The sequence below is a fragment of the Dyella sp. genome (assembly GCF_035508675.1).
Classification (GTDB): domain Bacteria; phylum Pseudomonadota; class Gammaproteobacteria; order Xanthomonadales; family Rhodanobacteraceae; genus Dyella_B.
In genome coordinates, this window is sequence record NZ_DATJMN010000025.1 from 1 (window position 1) to 2447 (window position 2447).

3 protein-coding genes are annotated in these 2447 nt (G+C 62.2%); 2 read left to right on the forward strand and 1 reads right to left on the reverse strand.

The genetic code is table 11. The annotated features are described in order from the left end of the window. Positions 1-97: 97 nt before the first annotated feature. On the reverse strand, positions 98-544 hold the full coding sequence (locus tag VMA74_RS01470) for a DUF2147 domain-containing protein (protein WP_325364102.1): 447 nt from the start codon (positions 542-544) through the stop codon (positions 98-100). Between the two features lie 189 nt (positions 545-733). On the opposite strand from VMA74_RS01470, the gene apbC reads away from it, so the two are divergent. Together apbC and VMA74_RS01480 are read left to right on the forward strand one after the other, a co-directional pair. Continuing rightward, a complete protein-coding gene (gene apbC / locus VMA74_RS01475) occupies positions 734-1828 on the forward strand; it encodes an iron-sulfur cluster carrier protein ApbC (protein ID WP_325364104.1) in 1095 nt (364 codons plus the stop codon). Further along, positions 1825-2382 carry an NADPH-dependent FMN reductase gene (locus VMA74_RS01480; protein WP_325364106.1) on the forward strand — a complete coding sequence of 186 codons (558 nt, stop codon included), beginning with the start codon at positions 1825-1827 and terminating at the stop codon, positions 2380-2382. The genes apbC and VMA74_RS01480 overlap by 4 nt, the downstream gene beginning before the upstream one ends. The last annotated feature ends 65 nt before the right edge of the window (positions 2383-2447 follow it).

Genomic DNA, 2447 nt, shown 5'->3' on the forward strand with positions numbered 1-2447 from the left:
TGCAGCGCGATGTTGCAGTGATAACCCGTGCGTGAGCGCTTTGTGAAGCTGCGTGCGGCTCCCTCTTTCACGAAGAGAGGGAGCGAGAAAGGGCGCGTTACTGAATTCGTTCCCACACCTGGCTGCGGCCCAGCAAGGAAAAGCCGATGTAGCCGTGTACATCCAACTTTTGACCACCATCGGCCAAGGTCAGCTTAACGCTGTATACCTTGCCGTTTTTCGGGTCGAGGATCTTGCCGCCGTCCCATACGTCATCGTCTTTGCTGACGCCCCACATGATCACCATGCCTTCGACCGGTTGATCTTTGCGCTCGCCGTCGCATTTGCGGCATATCGGGTGGGGGCCGTCGTCCGACAGCAGAATCTGCATGACCTTGCCTTGCAGTTTGCCGTTGTCCTCGGTGATCTGGATGATCGACTTGGGTTTGCCGGTCACATCGTCGATCTGCCGCCACGTGCCCACCGGCGTGTCGTTGGCGGCCCAGGCAACGGCCGACCCCAGCAACAGGCAAGCGGCAACGGCAAACTGCGACAGTCGTTTCATAACCTTAGCTCCCTACGTTGGCGTATGGGGAGCCTGCCGAGCCGCTTGGTGGATGGTCAAGCTGCAATGCGCAAATACGCGTATTTCATGGCGTTTGTTTCGGCTACGTGCCTGATTTCGGAGGTATGCCGCGACGAGCGGCCGGTGCCTGCTGGCATAATGAACGTCCCGACCACAGCCCCTTTTCCCATGACGCAGGCGAACGAAGCCCTGGTGCGCCGAATCCTCGGCGACTTTATCGACCCTCATACCGGTGCTCCTATGGCCGACTCGGTTCGCGCCGTTGGCGTGGATGGAGCGAAGGTATCCGTGGATATCCAGCTTGGTTATCCGGCGGCGGGCGCCATCGAATCGCTTACGCAACAGGTCAGGCAGGCGCTGGAGGCCGATCCGGTCATCGACTCGGCCGCGGTATCGATCGGCAGCCGTATACACGCGCACAAAGTGCAGGGTACGTTGGCGCCGCTGCCTAACGTGAAAAACATTATTGCGGTGGCTTCCGGCAAAGGTGGGGTAGGCAAGTCCACGGTGTCGGCCAATCTTGCGCTCGCCCTCGCGGCGGAAGGCGCGAAAGTGGGCATTCTCGATGCCGATATCTACGGCCCGAGCCAGCCGCGCATGCTGGGCATCCAGGGGCGGCCCGAATCGCCCGATGGCAAATCCATCATGCCCATGACCGCGCATGGTCTGCAGGCGATGTCGATTGGTTTTCTGGTCGACGAAGAAACGCCGATGATCTGGCGCGGCCCGATGGTGACGCAGGCCATGATGCAGCTGCTTGGCGATACGCGCTGGGACATGTTGGATTACCTGATCGTCGACCTTCCACCGGGGACGGGCGATATCCAGCTCACGCTATCGCAAAAGGTGCCGGTGGCCGGTGCGGTGATCGTCACCACGCCGCAGGACATCGCGTTGCTCGACGCGCGCAAAGCGCTGAAGATGTTCGAGAAGGTGGAAGTGCCGGTACTGGGTATCGTGGAGAACATGGCCACCCACGTGTGCACGAACTGTGGCCACGAAGAACATATTTTCGGTGCCGGCGGCGGCGAGCGGATGGCGGCGCAATACCAGGTGGCGTATCTGGGTTCGCTTCCGCTCGACATCCGCATTCGCGAGCAGGCCGATGGCGGGACGCCCACGGTGGCGGCGATCCCGGATTCGGAGCTGGCCGCACGCTATCGCGATATCGCCCGAAACACGGCCGGCCGGCTTGCGCGTCAGCCGCGCAACAAGTCCTTGGGGTTGGGCAAGATCGTCGTACAGGGTCAGCCGGCGGCATGAGCGCCCTAAGGCGCGTGCTGTGCCTGTCGGGAAGTCTGCGGCGCGTGTCATCCAATACCGCCGCGCTGCGCGCTGCCCAGCAGCTTGCGCCGCTGAATTGGGCATTGACTGTGTACGGGGGCCTTGGCGCGCTGCCGCTGTTTAATCCCGATGACGAAAACGAGCACTTGCCTGCATCCGTACAGGAGCTGCGCGAGGCCGTGGGGCGCAGCGATGCGCTATTGATCGCTTGTCCCGAATACGCCCACGGCGTGCCCGGTGCTTTCAAAAACCTGCTGGACTGGTTGGTGGGTAGCCTGGAGTTTCCAGCGAAGCCGGTATTGCTGATCAATGCCTCGGCACGCGGGTCGCACCACGCCCAGGATGCGTTGTGCGAAATCTTGCGCACGATGTCCGCGCGGTTGCTTTCGCCGGAGCCGTTATCGGTCTTGCTGCCGGGCAGCGGGTGTTCGGCGGAGCAGGTTCTTGCCGATCCTGAGCGTTGCCTGGAACTGCGCACCGTTTTGGGCTGTCTCTGCGCGGGGCTGGACGCCTGCGTTGCCCGGGCTCCGTGATCGGTCGCATGCCGATCTGGCGCAACGGACCATTCACCATGTATTTTTGCCGCTTTGCGCCCGGG

Bases quoted from the DNA above. Each gene is read 5' to 3' on its own strand.
- VMA74_RS01470 (WP_325364102.1), bottom strand. From the start codon at position 544: ATGAAACGACTGTCGCAGTTTGCCGTTGCCGCTTGCCTGTTGCTGGGG.
- apbC (WP_325364104.1), top strand. From the start codon at position 734: ATGACGCAGGCGAACGAAGCCCTGGTGCGCCGAATCCTCGGCGACTTT.
- VMA74_RS01480 (WP_325364106.1), top strand. From the start codon at position 1,825: ATGAGCGCCCTAAGGCGCGTGCTGTGCCTGTCGGGAAGTCTGCGGCGC.